Below are 17,354 nucleotides of genomic sequence, written 5' to 3'. Positions count from 1 at the left end.
GCGCCTGCACACGAGGCGCCTTCACGCGGGCGCCGAACCGTCCTTGCTCCCCTTCGTCCTGGGCAGCGCCAGCATGATCTCCTCGCGCAGCTCGCTGATCTTCGGGCACGTGGAGTACTGCGCGGTGAGCCGGTACATCTGGCGCAGCCGGTCCCAGGTGCGGCGGGAGGAGTTGGCGCCCATCGACATCAGGGCCAGCCGGGCGTAGCGCGCCGCCTGTTCCGGGTCGTCGGCGATGAAGCAGGCCGAGGCCATGGACAGGTGGTCGAAGATCTTCGACCGCTCCCGCCCGTCGACCCGCAGCGCCAGCGCCTTCTCGGCGTAGTGCTGGGCGTGCACCGCGGCCCCCGGCTCGAACTCGGCCAGTGTGCGGTAGGCCAGCGCCTGCATCCCGTACAGGTCCTCGGCCTTGAACGTCTGCATCCAGGGCGGCGGTTCCACGTCGCCCCGGTCGGCGACGAACAGGTCCTCGGCCCGGCCGAGCGTGCGGCGCATCGCCTGGCCCTTGCCCATCGACGCCTGCGCCCACGCCTCGATGGTGTGGAACATGGCCCGGGTGCGGGGCAGGACCCGGTCGCCGGAGCCGGACTGGGCGAGCTTCATCAGGTCCAGGGCCTCGTCGGGCCGGCCCAGGTGCACCATCTGACGGGCGGCGCGGGACAGGGCCTCGCCGGCCCGGGGCCGGTCGCCGCCCTCGCGGGCCGCGTGCGCGGCGATGACGAAGTACTTCTGCGCCGTGGGCTCCAGGCCGACGTCGTGCGACATCCAGCCCGCGAGGACGGCGAGGTTGGCGGCGACGCCCCACAGGCGGCGCTGGAGGTGCGGCGGGTGATGGTAGGCGAGCATGCCGCCCACCTCGTTGAGCTGGCCGACCACCGCCTTGCGCTGGAGGCCGCCGCCGCGGGCGGCGTCCCAGGCGCGGAACACCTCGACGGAGCGCTCCAGTTCCTCGACTTCCTCGTGCCCGACGGGGGCGGCCTCGTAGCGGTCGAACCCGGCGGGGTCGGCGTGGAGGGGACGGTCGATGACGGGAGCGTCGGCGGTCAGGGTCGGATCGGTGTGCAGCCAGTCGTACATGGCGTTGCTGAGTGCGGAGCCCGCGGTGAGCGCGACACCCGCGCCCACCAAGCCGCGTCGGTTGAGCATGAGGTCCATTCCCGTGAATTCGGTGAGGACCGCGGCGGTCCGCTCGGGCGCCCACGGCACACCGTCGGGATGCTCCACATTCCCGTCGCCCTGCCGTTTCCCCGTGCGCCCGTGCCGGACCAGACCGAGGTCCTCGATGGTCACGACACGGCCGAGACGCTCGGTGAACAGGGCCGCCAGCACCCGCGGCACCGGATCGCGCGGGATCTCGCCCGTGTCGATCCACCGCCGCACCCGCGAGGTGTCGGTCGCCAGCTGGGGGTGGCCCATGGCCGCCGCCTGCCGGTTGACCAGCCTCGCGAGTTCCCCCTTGGACCAGCCGGCCAGGCCGAACAGGTCCGCGAGGCGGGTGTTGGGTTGTCCGCTCACGTCAAAGCCCCCAGGTTCTCGGCTGAGTTGACAGTAGCCCCGGCACAGTTGCCGGGCGACTATTCGCCAGGGTTCGCCAGGGTCCGCCAGATGGTGTGCCACGGGACACCGGGTGTCAGGTAGGAATGCGCCACCCCGACCCGGTCGCTTGTCACATGACGGACGCACTTCCCCAGGGTGCACCCGGGCGGCCGGCCGGGGCAGCGCATTCGATGTCGAGGCACACGAAGGGATCTGTTTCGCCCATGTACACAGCATCGTCCTCCGTGTCCGCACCGCTCCGGCCGCTCCGCCCCCGCCAGGGCGCCGGCCCCTACCTCGACCCCTCCGTGCGGTCGGCGCCGCCCGCGCTGGTGGGCCGCCAGCGCCGCCCACCGGGGCTCGGGGCCCCACCGCTCAGCGGGAGACTCGACCTGTCCGGTCCCCAGGGCGCCCAGCTGCGCACCGCGCTCGCGTCGGTGCACCGGATCTGTCCGGAGTTCGCGCCCGTGCAGGTGCTGCGCCGCAGCGGGCGCTCGGTCCTCCTGGTCGGCACGACCGGCCGCAGCACGGCCGTCGCCAAGTGTTTACTGGACCCCTCCCCCGCCTGGTCGCAGCACATCCGGCACGAAATAGCCGCGTACCGCACGTTCGTCCGGCACCGCCCGCCGGTGCGGGCGCCGAGGCTGATCGCGGCGGACCCGGACAACTGCACGCTGGTCATCGAGCGGATGCCGGGACGGGCGGCCGCGCTGACCCGGCACCCGCTGGAGGCCCCGCCCCGCGCGGACATCAGGGCGGCGCTCGGCGCGATCTGCCGGCTCAACGCCTGGCGGCCCCCGGCGGGCAGCTTCGACGCGCCGCTGGACTACGCGGCCTGCGTCTCCCGCTACCACGAGCTCGGCCTGCTCACCGACCGCGACCTGGGCGACCTGCAGAAGCTGCTGCACGGCATCGCGGCGAGCGCGGGCCGCCACGGCATGGGCCAGTTCTGCCACGGCGACGCGCTGCTGTCGAACGTCCTGCTGTCACCGGCCGGCCCGGTGCTGGTGGACTGGGAGCACGCGGGCTGGTACCTGCCGGGCTACGACCTCGCCACGCTCTGGTCGGTGCTGGGCGACGCGCCGGTGGCACGCCGTCAGATCAGCCAGCTCGCGCAGTCGGCGGGTCCCGCCGCCCGTGACGCCTTCCTGGTGAACCTGATGCTGGTGCTGACCCGGGAGATCCGCACCTACGAGACGGCCGTGCAGCGCTCGCTGCACGAGACGGCCCCGACGGCGCCCGGGGCGCCCCAGCCGGGCGCCGCGCCGTCCGGCGAGGAGCAGCGGCTGCTGCTGCGACGGCTGCACGACGACTGCCAGCTCGCCCGCCGGGCGGTGCGCGCCGCGGTCGGCACGCGCTGAGGGACGAAAGGTCCGTGCTGCGCCACCACGAGGGCGCACCACGGACCTCCGTCCGTCCGGACTCCCCCGGGCCCGCCCGCGGCAGAAGGCCCGCTCATGGCACCCCCATTGGTGTAAGCCACTGAAGCGCCGCAGGCCCGCGGGCCGCCGCCACGAAACTCGCCGAACCCCCTGGTGACGAGGTAAATCACCGGTGTGTGGGCATGATTGACGGATCGTCGGCCAGCCGATACCACTGACACGCTCGGCCCCGCCCGCACCCCCACGCACCCCCGTTCCAGGAGGCCGCTTTGCGAGGATCCCTCACCCCCACCCGGAGAACCGCCGGCACGGCGGCGGCCGCAGCCCTCCTGCTGCCGCTGCTCGGCGCGGCCCCTTCGGGCGCGTCGCCGGCGGAGCCGTCCGCCTCCGGCACCCTCCAGCAGGCGTTCGCCCACGCCGCCGCCGAGTACCACGTGCCGCAGAGCGTTCTGCTGGGCGTCTCCTACCTCCAGTCCCGCTGGGACGCCCACGCCGGAGCCCCCAGCGTGACCGGCGGGTACGGGCCCATGCACCTCACCGACGCCCGCACCGCGCTCGCCACGGCCGAGCACCACGCCACCGGGACGGAGGACGCGCGCGGCGACAGCGCCCGCCCGGCCCTGCGGCCCGAGCTGACGCTGCCCAAGGCCGACGAGCTGCCCGCCCGTCTGAAGACCCTGCCGAAGGCCGCCGGGCTGACCGGGCGGAGCGCCGCGGACCTGCGCACCGACCCGGGGGCGAACATCGAGGGCGGCGCCGCCCTGCTGGCCGCCGCGCAGCGCGCGCTCGGCGAACCGCTCAGCGCCGACCCGGCCGACTGGTACGGCGCGGTGGCCCGCTTCTCCGGCGCCGACGACTCGGCGACCGCGGCCGCCTACGCCGACGACGTGTACGACGTGATCCGCTCCGGCGCCCGCCGCACCACGGACTCCGGCGAGCCGGTCGCCCTGGCCGCGCGGCCGGGCCTGGAGCCCGACACCCGCCAGCTGCGGCGCACCGGGCTGCGCACGGGCTCGGCGGAGGGCACCGAGTGCCCCACGACGGTGTCGTGCGAGTGGATCCCGGCGCCCTACGAGCAGTTCGGCGACAACGACTACGGCAACCACGACCTGGGCGACCGCCCGGCCTCGCAGCGCATCCGGTACATCGTCGTCCACGACACCGAGGGCGCCTGGGAGGGTGTGCTCAACCTGGTGCAGGACCCGACCTACGTGTCCTGGAACTACACGCTGCGCTCCACCGACGGCCACATCGCCCAGCACGTGAAGGCCAAGGACGTGGCCTGGCACGCGGGCAACTGGTACGTGAACGCCGCCTCGATCGGCCTGGAGCACGAGGGCTTCCTCGCCGCGCCGGACGCCTGGTACACGGAGGCGATGTACCGCGCCTCGGCCCGGCTGGTGAAGTACCTCTCCGCGCAGTACGGCATCCCGCTGGACCGGCAGCACATCCTGGGCCACGACACGGTGCCCGGGCCGACCACGTCGACCGTGCCGGGCATGCACACCGACCCGGGACCGTACTGGGACTGGGCGCACTACTTCCAGCTGCTGGGCCACCCGTTGCGGCCGACACCCACCAAGAGCCGTTCCGTGGTGACGATCCGGCCGGACTACGCGGCCAACCAGCCGGTGTACACGGGCTGCACGACCGCGGGCGAGCCGTGCGCGGCGCACGGGTCCAGCGAGGTGCGGCTGTACTCCGACCACGACGAGAGCGCGCCGCTGATCAAGGACATCGGCCTGGGCACGACCCCGACGACCGGCGTCAACGACCTGTCCTCGCGGGTGTCCACGGGCCAGCAGTACGCGGTGGCCGACCGCTGGGGCGACTGGACGGCGATCTGGTACCTGGGGCAGAAGGCGTGGTTCCGCAACCCGGCCGAGCAGCCGACGGCGGTTCCCGCGGCGGGCCTGGTGATCACGCCGAAGGAGGGGCGGGACAGCATTCCCGTGTACGGCCGGGCCTACCCGGAGGCGTCCGCCTACCCCGAGGGCGTCCCGGCGCAGGCGGTGTCGCCGCTGCGGTACACGGTGCCCAAGGGCCAGCGGTACGTGGTGGGTGACCGGGTGCCGGGTGAGTACTACTACGCGGTCACCTTCACGACCGACTCGCACCGGGTGGTCGTCGGCAAGGACCTGTACTACGAGATCCAGTACGGCCACCGGGTGGCGTTCGTCCGGGCGGCCGACGTGGACGTCGTCCCGGCCGTCTGACGCGGCGGGAGCGGCCTCAGCCCTGCTGGAACAGCTCCGCCGGGAGCGGCTTCAGCAGGGCGTACAGGTCGTCCGTGATGGGGCGGTCCCAGGCCGCGATGGTGACCAGGACGTTGTCGCTGCGGTCGAACTGGACGCAGGAGATGCGGCCCTCGGAGAGCTTGAGGCGGCGCACGATCAGCAGGTTGTCGCCCTGCATGACGGGCACGTCCTCGATGCCGACGACGGTCACCTCCTCGTCGTTGCCCAGTGCGACGAGCAGCTGGGCCACCTCGAAGGGCACCTCGCCCTCGGCGACCTCGCGGGCCGGGGAGCCCTCGGGCAGGTTGCCGATGATCATCGCGGGGCCGCGACCGCCGAAGAGGTCGTAGCGCAGGTAGACGCCCTGGCAGCTGCCGTCGGGGGCGGGCAGCAGGCCGGCGCCGAGGTTGCCGGGCCAGTCGCCCGGGTCCATGGCCAGTACGTCGAAGTCGGGCCCGGCGGGCGTGGCGCTGCGGCGGCGGAGGAACGACATGCCGCCATGGTACGGGTCCGGGGCCCCTCGACGCCGTGCGGGCCGCGCGTCCGCGCCGCCGGTGACGGGGTACGCGCGGGGCGGGCCGCCGGGGGTGCGGCGCGGCTCATTCCTCCACGGGTGTCGGGGGCACCACGACGACGGGGCTCGCCGTGTGCAGCAGGACGGCGTGGGTGACGGAGCCCAGCATGCGGGTCGGCGCGAGCAGGCGGCGGCGGTGGCGGCCGACGACCACCAGCTCGGCGTCCAGGGAGGCGGCGACCAGGTGTCCCGCGGCGTCGCCCGGCACCGGGTACGGGTCGGCGCGGACGCCGGGGTGGCGTTCGCGGTGGGGGGCGAGGAAGCCCTCGGCGAGGGTACGGGTCTCGTTCTCGATCACGTCCTGGTCCACGCCGGCCGGGACGAGCTCGCCGGGCGCCGTCCAGGTCTGGACGGGCCACGGGTAGGCGGCGACCACCTGGACCCGGGCGCCGCGCAGGGCGGCCTCGGTGAACGCGAGGTCGAGGGCGCCGTCGTCGGGGGCGTCCACCTTGAGGCCGACGACGACGCGAGGGCCGGGCTCCTGGGGGACCGCGTCGTCGACCTGGCGGCCGGGCTGGGGCACCACGACGACCGGGCACTCGGCGTCCCGGGCGGCGGTCAGCCCGTTGGAGCCGAGCAGGAGGCTGGCGAAGCCGCCGCGGCCGCGCGAGCCGAGCACGAGCAGCCGCGCCTCCGCGCCCAGCCCGGGCAGCAGTCCGCCGGGGGCGCCGTCGAGGGCGACGTACTCGGAGTCCGGCACCTCCCCTGCGGCCTCGACGCGGGCCCGGGCGTCGAGCAGCACGGGGTCCTCGTCCGGGGCGGGCGGCACCACGATGGGGGCGCCGGGCTGGGTCCACGCGGCGTAGTGGCGTACGTGCGCCACGCGCAGCGGCGCGTCGTGCAGGCGTGCGGCGTCGAGGGCCCAGTCGAGGGCGCGCAGACTGTCGTCGGACCCGTCGACCGCCGCGACGACCGGCAGACTGCTCATGATCCTCACCTCCGGAGTGCGACCGTGCTCCTGCTGGGGCCACCTTCGCGCAGGTGTCCGTCCCGGCAGGGCTCGCCGCGTCGCGTGTCCGGAAAACGGGCCACAACACGCCCGGATGGCGCTCCGGCCCGCGGGTGCCGCGGCGGTCAGGTGAGGTCGAACTCCCCTTCCCGCGCCCCCGACACGAACGCGCCCCACTCGGCGGGCGTGAAGATCAGGGAGGGGCTCTCGGGCCGGCGGCTGTTGCGCATCGCGATGAATCCCTCGACGAAGGCGATCTGGACATCCCCCAGGCCGCGGCTGCTGGACTGCCACTCGGCGTTGCTGAGGTCCAGCTCCGGCTTGTCCCAGCCCACGACCCGCTGCTGCTGGATGGTGCTCTCGGCCACGTCCGTGCTCCTCCCGGTTCCGTCGTCCGCGGCCAGCCTAGCGAGGCTCCCGTACCGCGGACAGAGCACATGAGCGGGACTTCCCGGACTCCGGGGACCTGACGTCTCGCGCCCCGAGAAACTCGTCCCGGACTCTTGCCAGCGGGGCAAGGGGCCTGAATTACTGATCCCGAGCAGATCGACCGAATGATCGGTCGGCCGGTACGGCCCGGTGTGCGGTTCGGTACGGTGCGGAGGTGTGGCGTCCATGGTGGAGACGCGGGAGTCGTGGGACGCGGGGGAACGGCTCGACCAGGAGGCGCTCGGGGCGCTGCAACTGGAGCGGCTACGGGCGTCGTTGCGGCACGCGTACGCGAACGTGCCGTTCTACCGGGAGTCGTTCGACAAGGCCGGTGTCCGTCCCGAGGACTGCCGGTCCCTCGCCGACCTGGCGCGCTTCCCGTTCACCACCAAGGCGGACCTGCGGGAGCACTACCCGTACGGGATGTTCGCCGTGCCGCGCGACCGGATCCGCCGGCTGCACGCCTCCAGCGGCACGACCGGGCGGCCGACGGTGGTCGGCTACACCGACGGCGACCTCGGCACGTGGTCCGACCTGGTGGCCCGTTCGCTCCGCGCGGCGGGCGGGCGGCCCGGCGACACGGTACACATCGCCTACGGCTACGGCTTGTTCACCGGCGGCCTGGGCGCCCACTACGGCGCCGAGCGGCTCGGCTGCACGGTGGTCCCCGCGTCCGGCGGCATGACGTCCCGCCAGGTCCAGCTGATCCAGGACCTGGAGCCCCGGATCATCATGGTCACCCCGTCCTACATGCTCACCCTGCTCGACGAGTTCGAGCGCCAGGGCGTCGACCCGCGCTCCACCTCGCTGGAGGTCGGCGTCTTCGGGGCGGAGCCGTGGACCGAGGAGATGCGGCGGGAGATCGAGAAGCGGTTCGGGATCGACGCCGTGGACATCTACGGCCTGTCGGAGGTGATGGGTCCCGGCGTCGCGCAGGAGTGCGTGGAGACCAAGGACGGGCTGCACGTCTGGGAGGACCACTTCTACCCGGAGGTCGTCGACCCGTTCACCGGCGAGGTCCTGCCGGAGGGCGAGGAGGGCGAGATGGTCTTCACCTCGCTCACCAAGGAGGCCATGCCCGTCGTCCGCTACCGCACCCGGGACCTGACCCGGCTGCTGCCGGGCACGGCGCGGGTGTTCCGCCGGATGCAGAAGGTGACCGGCCGCAGCGACGACATGGTGATCCTGCGCGGGGTGAACCTCTTCCCCACCCAGGTCGAGGAGATCGTGCTGCGCACCCCGGGCGTCGCACCGCACTTCCAGCTCCGCCTGACCCGCGAGGGCCGCCTCGACGCCCTCACCGTCCGCGCGGAGGCCCGCCCGGACGCGTCCGCCGAGGACCGCGTCACGGCCGCCCGCTCCATCGCGGCGGCCGTCAAGGACGGCATCGGCGTCTCGGTCGCGGTGGAGATCGTCGACCCGGAGTCGCTGGAGCGCTCGGTGGGCAAGATCCGGAGGATTGTGGACGAGAGGGGCGGGCGGGACATGCGGGGCGAGCGGGCGCGCTGATGCCGAGGAGCGCCCGCTCCCGGCCGCTCACGCGAACCGGTCGCGCAGCTCCCGCTTGAGGATCTTGCCGCTCGCGTTGCGGGGCAGCGCGTCCACGAACAGCACCCGCTTGGGCGCCTTGAAGGGGGGCAGCCCCTTGCGGGCGTGGGCGATCAGCTCCTGCCCGGTCACCTCGCCGCGGGGCACCACCACCGCCGTGATCGCCTCGATCCACTTCTCGTCGGGCAGCCCGACGACCGCGACCTCGGCGACCGCCTCGTGGGTGTAGAGCGCGTCCTCGACCTGCCGCGAGGCGACCAGCACGCCGCCGGAGTTGATGACGTCCTTCACCCGGTCGACGATCGTGAAGTAGCCGTGGGCGTCGCGGACCGCGAGGTCGCCGGAGCGGAACCAGCCGTCGCGGAACGCCTCGGCGGTCTCCTCGGGCTTGTCCCAGTAGCCCTCGCACAGCTGCGGCGAGCGGTAGACGATCTCGCCGGGCGTGCCGTCGGGCACCTCCTTGCCGTCCTCGTCCACCACGCGCGCGTCGACGAACAGGACGGGACGCCCACAGGAGTCCATGCGGCCCCGGTGCTCGTCGGGGGCGAGGACGGTGGCCAGCGGGCCGATCTCGCTCTGCCCGAAGCAGTTGTAGAAGGCGAGCTCCGGCAGCCGTGCGCGCAGCCGCTCCAGGACCGGGACCGGCATGATCGACGCCCCGTAGTACGCCTTGCGCAGCCCGCTCAGGTCCCGTTCGGCGAAGTCGGGCCGGTTGGCCAGGCCGATCCACACGGTGGGCGGGGCGAACAGGCTGTCCGCCCGGCCCTGTTCGACCAGGTCGAAGAGCCGGTCGCCGTCGGGCGCGTCCAGGATGACGTTGGTCGCGCCGACGGCCAGGTACGGCAGCAGGAAGACGTGCATCTGTGCCGAGTGGTACAGCGGCAGGGCGTGCACGGGCCGGTCGCCGGCGCTGAGGTCGAGGGCGGTGATGGCGCTGAGGTACTCGTGGACCAGGGCCCGGTGGGTCATCATCGCGCCCTTGGGCAGGGCCGTCGTCCCCGAGGTGTACAGCAGCTGCACCAGGTCCTCGCTGCGCGGCTCGGGCCCGTCGTACGGGGGTGCGTCGGCGAGCCGGGCGAGGAGGGCGTCGTCGGTGTCGCGCAGGGCCAGTGCGGGCGTGCCGTCCGGGAGCCGGCCGGCCAGGTCGGGGTCGGTGAGGACCAGGGCGCTGCCCGACTGGCGGACCAGGTAGGCGAGGTCGTCGCCGGTGAGGTGGTGGTTGAGGGGCACGTGCACCAGGCCGGCCCGGGCGCAGGCGAGGAACGCGACGAGGTAGGCGTCGGAGTTGTGGCCGTAGGCGCCGACCCGGTCGCCGGGGGCGAGGCCCTGGGCGAGCAGGACGCCCGCGGCCCGGGAGACGGCGTCGTCGAACTCCTCGTAGGTCCAGGTGCGGTCGCGGTACTCGACCGCGACGCGCGCCGGGGTGCGCCGGGCGCTGCGCCGCAGCACCCCGTCGACCGTACTGCCGTGTCCGGGCGTCATGGCCTTGATCCTCGGCGCGCCACCGGCGGGGGTCAAGCCGCCTGCGCGGGGGGCTCGGCCGTACCGGGCACGCCGCGGCCGCCGGCCCGGCCGGGGACGGCGGCCGCGGCGGGAGGTCCTCCCGGGGACCCGGGGCAGGCGGTCAGCCGCTGAACACCGCCTTCTGCACCTCGTTGGGTCCGTCGAAGTGGTCCTGCCGCAGACCGTCGAGGGAGCTGACCACCTTGTCGTCCGCGTGGTTGCGGCGGGCACAGTCGACGAGGTCCTTCTTCTCCGCCGGGTACTCCATGCCGCTGAGGGCCTTCTGGAGGTCGATCGGGCTGAGGTCCGCCATGACATCCTCCTGCGGTGTGCCGGATTCGTACGGACTTGTCGCAGTACCCGGTCCCGCCTGCCCCATGCGACCCACCCGCCCCACCGTTCAGCGGACATCCTGCTCCAGGACCGCCATGGCCGCGTTGTGGCCCGGCACCCCGCTGACGCCGCCCCCGCGCACCGCGCCCGCGCCGCACAGCAGCACGTTGGGGTGGCGGGTCTCCACGCCCCAGCGGCCGGTGCCCTCCTGGGCCCAGGGCCAGGACAGGGCCCGGTGGAAGATGTTGCCGCCGGGCAGGCCGAGGTCGCGCTCCAGGTCGAGCGGGGACTTCGCCTCGATGCAGGGCCGGCCGTCCGCGTCGATGGCCAGGCAGTCGGCGAGCGGTTCGGCGAGGTGGGCGTCGAGCTGGGCGAGGGTGCGCCGCAGCAGTTCCTCGCGCACCGCGTCGTTGTCCCGCTCGAAGAGCCGGGCGGGGGCGTGCAGGCCGAAGAGGGTGAGGGTGTGGTGGCCCGCGGCGACCAGGTCGGGGCCGAGGATCGTCGGGTCGGTCAGGGAGTGGCAGTAGATCTCCGAGGGCGGCGCGGCGGGCAGCTCCCCGGCGGACGCCCGGGCGTGGGCCTCGGCGAGCTGCTCGTAGCCCTCGGCGATGTGGAAGGTGCCGGCGAACGCCTCACGCGGGTCGACGGAGGTGTCCCGGAGCCCGGGCAGCCGCTTCAGCAGCATGTTCACCTTCAGCTGCGCCCCCTCGGCGGGGGACGGCGGGGCGTCGCCGGTGAGGGCGGCGAGGGCCTGCGGGGAGGCGCCGACGAGGACGTGCCGGGCGGCGGCGACCCCTTCGCCGTCGGCGCTGCGCCAGGTGACCTCGGCGCTGCGGCCGTCGGTGTCGACGCGCACGGCCTCGTGGCCGGTGGCGATCACGGCACCGGCGTCGCGGGCGGCTCGGGCCAGCGCGTCGGTGAGGGCGCCCATGCCGCCGACGGGCACGTCCCAGGCACCGGTCCCGCCGCCGATCACGTGGTAGAGGAAGCAGCGGTTCTGGGCCAGCGTGGGGTCGTGGGCGTCGGCGAAGGTGCCGATCAGGGCGTCGGTGAGGACCACACCGCGCACGAGGTCGTCGCTGAAGCGTTCCTCCACGGCGACGCCGACCGGCTCCTCGAACAGGGCCCGCCAGGCGTCCTCGTCGTCGACGCGGCGTCTCAGCTCCTCGCGGGTGGGCAGGGGCTCGGTGAGGGTGGGGAACACCGCGCGGGCGACCCGTCCGGTCAGGGCGTAGAACCGCTGCCAGGCGTCGAACTCGCGGTCCCCGCCGGTCAGCCGGGCGAACGCCTCCCGGGTGCGCCGCTCTCCCCCGCCGACCAGGAGCCCCGTCGGCCGTCCGGCGCGCTCCACGGGCGTGTACGACGAGATGTCGCGGGTGCGCAGCCGGACGTCCAGCCCGAGGTCCTGGACGATCTTCGCGGGCAGCAGGCTGACCAGGTAGGAGTAGCGCGACAGGCGGGCGTCGACGCCGGCGAAGGGGCGGGTGGAGACCGCGGCGCCGCCGGTGTGGCCGAGCCGCTCCAGGACCAGGACGGACCGGCCGGCGCGGGCCAGGTAGGCGGCCGCGACCAGGCCGTTGTGGCCGCCGCCGACGATCACGGCGTCGTAGCTGCGGGAACCCTCGTGTGCGGACATGGTCCTTGGTAACACGCGGTGATCCACTGCGGCCAGGGTGCGGCGCCCGCCTCCCGGGTCGGCGCGGGGAGTCCCGGCAGGTCAGCGCAACGTGCCCAGGAAGGTCGTGCACGCCCGGGCGCACGCCCGGCAGGCCGCCGCCGCCTCCTCCGCGCCGGGGTACGCGTCGAAGACGTGCGCGGTCTCCAGGCAGACCGTGCGGCACCACTCCAGCTGGACGCGGATGCCGTCCTCGTCCTGGCGGTTCTCCTCGGAGAGGACGCGGCACGTCGCGTCGCACACCTCGGCGCACATGATCCCCTTGCGCCGCGCCAGTTCCTGCTGTTCGGTGCCGTCCGGGTCCACGAGGCTCGCACGCACCGCGCAGGAACGCGCACACTCGGTGCACGCCTGGGCGCACGCGAAGCGCTCCTCCAGGAAGCGGAACAGCTCCTGCTGGTGCTCCCGTTCCTGTCGCTCCTGTCGGCTCTGCTGCCCTTGCTGCGATGGCGTCCACGTCACCCTGCGCGGGTAGCCGCCGCGTCCGGCCCCAAACCCCGCCGCCACAACGGCGGATGCGGGTGCGGTACGGGCGGGGAGCACGTCCCGGCCGAGCACCGTCCGGAGTGGATCGGCGACCTTCCGTGCCGCCGTCGCGGTCGGCTCCGGGATCGCGGTTCGCGCCCGATTCAAGGGGTATTGCACCGGTATGACTAATGCATCCATGCAGCTGGCCGCGCCGAGCGGTCTGCTCAGCCTCGGGCTGTTCCTGGTCGCCATGGCTCTGCTGGCCTTGCTGGGCGGCGGCTTCTGGCTGGGCTACCGGGTCAAGATGAACGAGTCGCCGCGGCCGCGCCCCGAGGAGCAGCCCAAGCTGCCGCCGGAGGGCCCGGTCCACGAGGTCCGGGAGAACCGCGAGCCCGAGGACGTGCCGCAGATCCAGAAGGGCGAACGCCCGCTCACCCCGTACGAACTGACCAACATGCAGACGCGGACGAGTTCCTCGACGACCCGGCCGCGCTGGAGCAAGGGCAGCAGCGGGTCGTTCGGCGGCGGTGGTCTGGGCGCGCACTGACCCCCGCCCGGGAGCCGGAGGGCGCCCGGGTCTCACCCCGCGGCCCGTGCCACCGCGAGCGCCTGCTCGGCGTACGGGCGGCCGAAGAGCACGGCGTGCACCAGCAGGGGGAAGAGCTGGGGCCGGTCCTTTCGTGCCAGCCGTCGGCGAGGGGGGCTTCCTCCTGGTAGCCGTCGAGCACCCGGTCGAGGTGGGGACAGCCGAACAGGTGGAGCATCGCGAGGTCGGTCTCGCGGTGGCCGCCGTGCGCGGCGGGGTCGGTGAGCCAGGCCCGGCCGCCCGCGTCCCACAGGACGTTGCCGTTCCACAGGTCGCCGTGCAGCCGCGCCGGGGGCTCGGCGGGTCCGGCCAGGCCGGGCAGCCGGGCGCACAGCCGCTCCAGCTCGGCCGCCTCACGGGGGCGGAGGGCGCCGTCGTCCAGGGCGGTGCGCAGGTAGGGCAGGACGCGGTGCTCGGCGTACCAGGCCGGCCAGTCGTCGCCGGGGACGTTGCGCAGGGGCGCGCGCCCGATGGACGCCTCGCGCGGTCCGCCCGGTGGCGGGGCGCCGAACGCCGGGGCGCCGGCGGCGTGCAGCGCGGCCAGTTCGCGGCCCAGGCGGAAGGCCCCCTGCGGGCTGGGCCGGCCGTCGGGCACCCGGTTCGTGACCAGCCAGCGCTCGTCGTGGCCGTGCACGGCGGGGACCGGGACGGCGCCCGCCCGGGCCAGCCAGCGCAGCCCGGCCGCCTCGGCCCGCACGGCGTCCGGGCCGTCCCCCCGCTTCACGACGACGGTCCGCCCGTCGTCCAGGTCGACCGCGCCCACGGCACCGGAGAGCGGACGGTGGCGCAGGGCACGGGCCGCGGTGAAGCGGGCAGCGGCGTCGAGGGGGCCGTCGGCGGCGGTGGGCTGACCGTGGGGCACGGCGCCCAGGGTAGTGGGGGGCGGGGCGTCCACCGGAGCGCCGTAGCGCCCGAGCGCCATAGCGCCGCCACGCCGTCACGCCGTCACGCCGTAACGCCGAGCAGGGTGTCCATGCCGCGGCAGCCCCGGGCAGCGCGACCCGCGCGCATCCCCGTGCCCCTCCGGTCCCGAACGCCCTCCGCCGCGGACAGGTTCGGGCGGCGAACGGACAGTAAGCGACAACGTGGGGCGCCGGGCGGCTGGAAGGGGTGGGATGGCCGGATCGTGGCGGAGGGATGGGGTGGGACATGGCCGACCTGGTGCGGACGCAGCGGGGGCAGGGGCCGGGCGCGAAGGAGCGGGCCCGCTGCACGTGCGGGGCGCCGTCCCGCGCGAGTGGGCCGGACGGCGCGGAGGAGCGCTTCCGGGGACTGCTGGAGGCCGCGCCGGACGCGATGGTCATCGTCGACGGCGCCGGGGCCATCAAGCTCGTCAACGCGCAGACGGAGGCCCTGTTCGGCTACCGGCGCGAGGAGCTGCTGGACCGGCCCGTCGAGCTCCTGATGCCGTTCCGCTTCCGCGACCAGCACACCCGCCACCGCGCCGGCTACGCGGCGAACGGCCAGGTGCGGCCCATGGGCGCCGGCCTCGACCTGCACGGGCGGCGCAAGGACGGCACCGAGTTCCCCGTCGAGATCAGCCTCAGCCCGCTCCAGACGCCCGACGGGCTGCTGGTGTCGGCGGCGGTGCGCGACGTCAGCGACCGCAAGGCCGCCGAGGCCCGCATCAACGAACTGGCCGCGCTGGTGGAGTCCTCGCAGGACGCGATCCTCGCCAAGACCCTGGACGGCCACATCACCTACTGGAACGCGGCGGCGCAGCGCCTGTACGGCTATACCGCCGAGGAGGTCATCGGGCGGCACGTGTCGCTGCTGGCCCCGCAGGAGCGACGCGAGGAGATCAGCGCCCTGTTGCTGCGGCTGCGCGACGGGGCCAAGGTCGAGCACTTCGAGACGCTGCGGGTGACCCGTACGGGCGCCCTGCTCGACGTGGACGTGACGCTGTGGCCGACCCGGGACACCCGCGGCCGGGTCGTGGGCGCCTGTGCGATCGTCCGCGACATCAGCGACCGCAAGCGCGCGGAGGCCGAGCTGACCGCGCTGTACGAGCAGCAGCGGCACATCGCACTCACCCTCCAGCGCAGCCTGATGGGCACCCCGCCCGCGCTGCCGGGCCTGGCCACCGCGAGCCGGTACCGACCGGCCACCCAGGGCGCCGGGGTGGGCGGCGACTGGTTCGACCTGATACCGCTGGGCGCCGACCGGGTGGGCGTGCTGATCGGCGACGTGATGGGCCGCGGCCTGGAGGCGGCCGCGGTGATGGGCCAGCTGCGCTCGGCGGCCCACGCGCTGGCCAAGACCGGCATGGAGCCGTCGCGGCTGATGCAGGCGCTGGACGCCTGTGTGGCCGACCTCGACGTGCCCGACCAGCTGGTGACCTGCTGCTACCTGGTGATCGCGCCGGACGCGGGCACGGTGACGGTGTGCTCGGCCGGCCACCTGCCGGTGCTGGTGGCGGGCGCGGGCGACGGGGTGCGCGCGCTGGCCTCGCCGGTCAACGCGCCGCTCGGGGTGGGGGACGTGCTCTACGAGCAGTCCAGCACCGGCATCCCGCCCGGCGCCACCCTGGTCCTCTACACGGACGGCCTGGTGGAGACGCCCGGCAGCGACATCGAGGCGCGGATCGCGGAACTGACCGTGGTCCTGGATGACTTCTTCGCCGACGCGCCGTCCCTGGAGGCCGCGGCCGACCACGTCCTCGCCCGGCTGGTGCCGCGCTCCGACGCCCACGACGACGACGTCACCCTGCTCCTGGCCCAGCTGCCGCAGGCGCCGCTCGCCTCGGCCGGGCTGGACCTGCCGGCGCGGCCGGCCTCGGTGCGCCAGGGCCGGGACTTCCTGCACCGGACGCTGTGCGCCTGGGGGTGCCCGGAGCGCGCCGACGACGCCTTGCTGCTGCTGTCGGAGACGCTCACCAACGCGGTCCAGCACGCCGAGGGCCCGGTCGCGGTGCACCTGCGCCGCACGACGACCACCCTCACGGTAGAGGTGGAGGACCGCAGCCCGCGCCTGCCCCGCCCTCGCCCGGCGGCCGAGGACGACGAGTCGGGCCGGGGCCTGTTCCTGGTGCGCGCCCTGGCCGACGGGTGGGGCGTACGGCCCACCGACGAGGGCAAGACGACGTGGTTCACGCTGACGCTGTGACCTGCGGGCGTGGGCCGCGCACCCGGGCCCTCCCTGTCGCGGAACCCCGCCCGGCTTCCTACACTGCGAGCGTCCAGCGGAACGCGGCGAGGGGAGTCGGGCGGTATGGCCGAGCAGAAGGCGGCGAAGCTGGCGGGCAAGGTCTACGAGAGCGAACTCCTGCGGTTGCAGATGGAGTTGGTGAAGCTCCAGGAGTGGGTGCGGGCCGAGGGCAAGCGCCTGGTCGTGGTCTTCGAGGGGCGTGACGCGGCCGGCAAGGGTGGCACCATCAAGCGGGTCACCGAGCACCTCAACCCGCGCGTCGCGCGGATCGCCGCCCTGCCCAAGCCGACCGAACGCCAGCGCAGCCAGTGGTACTTCCAGCGCTACGTCGAGCAGTTGCCGGCCGGCGGGGAGATCGTGCTGTTCGACCGCTCCTGGTACAACCGGGCCGGTGTGGAGCACGTGATGGGCTTCTGCACCAAGGGCGAGCACCAGCTGTTCCTGCGCCAGTGCCCGATCTTCGAGCGGATGCTGGTGGAGGACGGGATCCTGCTGCGCAAGTACTGGTTCTCGGTCAGCGACACCGAGCAGCAGGACCGCTTCCGCAAGCGGCTGGAGGACCCGCTGCGCCGGTGGAAGCTGTCCCCCATGGACCTGGAGTCGATCACCCACTGGGAGGCGTACTCCCGGGCCAAGGACGAGATGATGGTCCACACCGACATCCCCGAGGCACCCTGGTACCACGTGGAGAGCGACGACAAGAAGCGGGCCCGGCTGAACATGATCGCCCACCTGCTGGACTCGGTGCCCTACCGCGAGGTCCCGCCGCAGGTCCTCGACCTGCCGGAGCGGCCCGGGTCCACCGGGTACGTGCGCACCCCGCGCGACCTCCAGAGGTACGTCCCGGACCACGCCGCGACCTTGTGACGGGCTCCCGCGGGCGCTCCCGCCGGTGAGGCGACCCCCAAGAGGCCTGGTGGTGCCCGGGTCGGTGTGGTGTGCTGGTAGGAGGACGGGAAGGGCGACGCCGGACGGCCCGCGCGAGCG

Annotated in this window: 14 protein-coding genes and 1 pseudogene; 6 read left to right on the top strand and 9 right to left on the bottom strand. The window is 74.2% G+C overall.

The annotated features are described in order from the left end of the window. Positions 1-21: 21 nt before the first annotated feature. Positions 22-1,515, bottom strand: a complete 1,494-nt coding sequence (locus tag AQJ30_RS02110) for a DNA-binding protein NsdB (protein WP_067227995.1) — start codon at positions 1,513-1,515, stop codon at positions 22-24. Between the two features lie 245 nt (positions 1,516-1,760). Between AQJ30_RS02110 and AQJ30_RS02105 the strand changes: the two genes are divergently transcribed. Next, positions 1,761-2,897 carry an aminoglycoside phosphotransferase family protein gene (locus AQJ30_RS02105; RefSeq protein ID WP_067227993.1) on the top strand — a complete coding sequence of 379 codons (1,137 nt, stop codon included), beginning with the start codon at positions 1,761-1,763 and terminating at the stop codon, positions 2,895-2,897. A gap of 290 nt (positions 2,898-3,187) precedes the next feature. After that, positions 3,188-5,134 carry an N-acetylmuramoyl-L-alanine amidase gene (locus AQJ30_RS02100; RefSeq protein ID WP_067227992.1) on the top strand — a complete coding sequence of 649 codons (1,947 nt, stop codon included), beginning with the start codon at positions 3,188-3,190 and terminating at the stop codon, positions 5,132-5,134. Between the two features lie 16 nt (positions 5,135-5,150). Here AQJ30_RS02100 and AQJ30_RS02095 read toward each other — a convergent pair whose 3' ends face one another. From AQJ30_RS02095 to AQJ30_RS02085, 3 genes are all read right to left on the bottom strand, one after another. Further along, entirely contained in the window at positions 5,151-5,648 is a 498-nt protein-coding gene (locus AQJ30_RS02095) for a hypothetical protein (protein ID WP_067227990.1), read from the bottom strand. Positions 5,649-5,754: 106 nt separating this feature from the next. Continuing rightward, positions 5,755-6,657 carry a universal stress protein gene (locus AQJ30_RS02090; protein WP_067227988.1) on the bottom strand — a complete coding sequence of 301 codons (903 nt, stop codon included), beginning with the start codon at positions 6,655-6,657 and terminating at the stop codon, positions 5,755-5,757. Between the two features lie 146 nt (positions 6,658-6,803). Continuing rightward, positions 6,804-7,046 carry a DUF397 domain-containing protein gene (locus tag AQJ30_RS02085; RefSeq protein WP_067228882.1) on the bottom strand — a complete coding sequence of 81 codons (243 nt, stop codon included), beginning with the start codon at positions 7,044-7,046 and terminating at the stop codon, positions 6,804-6,806. A 247-nt stretch (positions 7,047-7,293) separates the two neighbouring features. On the opposite strand from AQJ30_RS02085, the gene paaK reads away from it, so the two are divergent. Further along, positions 7,294-8,616, top strand: coding sequence for a phenylacetate--CoA ligase PaaK (gene paaK, locus AQJ30_RS02080; protein WP_067227986.1), 1,323 nt, complete (start codon positions 7,294-7,296; stop codon positions 8,614-8,616). Positions 8,617-8,643: 27 nt separating this feature from the next. Here the strand turns inward: paaK and AQJ30_RS02075 are convergent, their stop codons facing one another. The 4 genes from AQJ30_RS02075 to AQJ30_RS02060 all read right to left on the bottom strand — a co-directional run bounded on the left by AQJ30_RS02075 (position 8,644) and on the right by AQJ30_RS02060 (position 12,556). Next, positions 8,644-10,137, bottom strand: coding sequence for an acyl-CoA synthetase (locus AQJ30_RS02075; protein WP_067227984.1), 1,494 nt, complete (start codon positions 10,135-10,137; stop codon positions 8,644-8,646). 142 nt (positions 10,138-10,279) lie between these two features. Further along, positions 10,280-10,471: a DUF2795 domain-containing protein gene (locus AQJ30_RS02070; protein WP_067227982.1), complete on the bottom strand. Its 192-nt coding sequence runs from the start codon at positions 10,469-10,471 to the stop codon at positions 10,280-10,282. Positions 10,472-10,558: 87 nt separating this feature from the next. Continuing rightward, positions 10,559-12,127 (bottom strand): phytoene desaturase family protein, encoded by a 1,569-nt coding sequence (locus AQJ30_RS02065; RefSeq protein WP_107119459.1) that lies wholly within the window; start codon positions 12,125-12,127, stop codon positions 10,559-10,561. Positions 12,128-12,208: 81 nt separating this feature from the next. After that, positions 12,209-12,556: a four-helix bundle copper-binding protein gene (locus AQJ30_RS02060; protein ID WP_067228880.1), complete on the bottom strand. Its 348-nt coding sequence runs from the start codon at positions 12,554-12,556 to the stop codon at positions 12,209-12,211. Between the two features lie 259 nt (positions 12,557-12,815). Between AQJ30_RS02060 and AQJ30_RS02055 the strand changes: the two genes are divergently transcribed. Next, a complete protein-coding gene (locus tag AQJ30_RS02055) occupies positions 12,816-13,181 on the top strand; it encodes a DUF6479 family protein (protein ID WP_211278911.1) in 366 nt (121 codons plus the stop codon). 32 nt (positions 13,182-13,213) lie between these two features. Here AQJ30_RS02055 and AQJ30_RS02050 read toward each other — a convergent pair. After that, positions 13,214-14,142, bottom strand: a pseudogene (locus AQJ30_RS02050) (fructosamine kinase family protein). Positions 14,143-14,369: 227 nt separating this feature from the next. Between AQJ30_RS02050 and AQJ30_RS38625 the strand changes: the two are divergent. Both AQJ30_RS38625 and ppk2 read left to right on the top strand, forming a co-directional pair. Next, a complete protein-coding gene (locus tag AQJ30_RS38625; protein WP_169808449.1) occupies positions 14,370-16,325 on the top strand; it encodes a PAS domain S-box protein in 1,956 nt (651 codons plus the stop codon). A 105-nt stretch (positions 16,326-16,430) separates the two neighbouring features. Next, positions 16,431-17,234, top strand: a complete 804-nt coding sequence (gene ppk2, locus AQJ30_RS02040) for a polyphosphate kinase 2 (RefSeq protein WP_067227977.1) — start codon at positions 16,431-16,433, stop codon at positions 17,232-17,234. Positions 17,235-17,354: the final 120 nt, after the last annotated feature.

The organism is Streptomyces longwoodensis (genome assembly GCF_001514125.1).
Lineage (GTDB): Bacteria > Actinomycetota > Actinomycetes > Streptomycetales > Streptomycetaceae > Streptomyces > Streptomyces longwoodensis.
This window is presented reverse-complemented; position numbering and strand designations above follow the sequence as displayed.